This window comes from Rhodanobacter ginsengiterrae, assembly GCF_050026815.1.
GTDB classification, from domain to species: Bacteria; Pseudomonadota; Gammaproteobacteria; order Xanthomonadales; family Rhodanobacteraceae; genus Rhodanobacter; species Rhodanobacter ginsengiterrae.
The window spans coordinates 1-935 of the sequence record NZ_JALBWO010000016.1; the positions used below are offsets into that span (position 1 = coordinate 1).

A 935-nucleotide genomic window follows, 5' to 3' on the forward strand; every position below is an offset into this window, starting at 1 on the left:
GACAGCCTCGACGGCCTCACGCCCGCCGAGTTCCGAATTCAAAATGACCCGGCGACCTCTAATTTAGCTTGGCACTGATTTGCGGGGAGTCGACATAGTGACCTTTATCAGACTTTGTCTTACTCGATAAGGGAAGTCATGCGTAACGTCGTGGAGCATAGCGAGTCTAAGCAGATAGGCATATGTGCTCAATATTGGCCTTCAAAAAACAAAGTCGAGGCCGCAATTATAGATAGAGGAGTTGGTGTCGCCTCAACGCTTTCGAGAAACCCGCACTTAGATATCGCCAATGACAAGGATGCTTTGAACTACGCTCTGATGCCGGCTGTTTCTGGTAAGGCTTTTAAAGGCGCTAGGAAACAACGGGGGCATTGGGCGAACTCAGGCTTCGGTTTGTATATGACGAGTAGGATTTGCAGAAATGGCGGAAATTTCTTTATAGCAAGTGGCCAGACGGACATGTTGCTGACTAAAGTTAAAGGGGCGAAAACCTATCTTCCTTGCGCCTATGAAGGGACGGCTGTTCGATTAGTTATTAAAACGGACCAATTGCGTGGCTTGTCCGCTTCATTGCAGAGATACAGGGATGAGGGTTACGAGATACAGCGCAGATATAAAGAGATAGTGGACATAAACCCTTCCGCTGCTTCCTTGATGCTTTCGGAGGACTTCGATCTATCCCTGTGGGACAAGTTTCTCAGTGCGCTAAAGATAAAATAATAATGGAAATGGGGCAATAAAATGGGCTGGGGTGATAAGAAACAGGGGTCAGAGTGCACTTAAGAAACAGGGGTCAGAGTGCACTTCAATCGGTCAAGACCAGTGGAAAGTGGGCTCTGACCCTGAGGTTTCCCCACGAATCTTCTCGCTCAATCAACACCTTGCGTGCGGACTGAGGGAACAGTGCGCGCATGATGCGGTCATTCCTCACGGGT

Annotated in this window: 1 protein-coding gene; it reads left to right on the forward strand. The window is 48.8% G+C overall.

What is annotated here, in order from left to right:
- Positions 1-138 precede the first annotated feature (138 nt).
- A complete protein-coding gene (locus ACQGNJ_RS00085) occupies positions 139-720 on the forward strand; it encodes a hypothetical protein (RefSeq protein WP_426687214.1) in 582 nt (193 codons plus the stop codon).
- Positions 721-935: the final 215 nt, after the last annotated feature.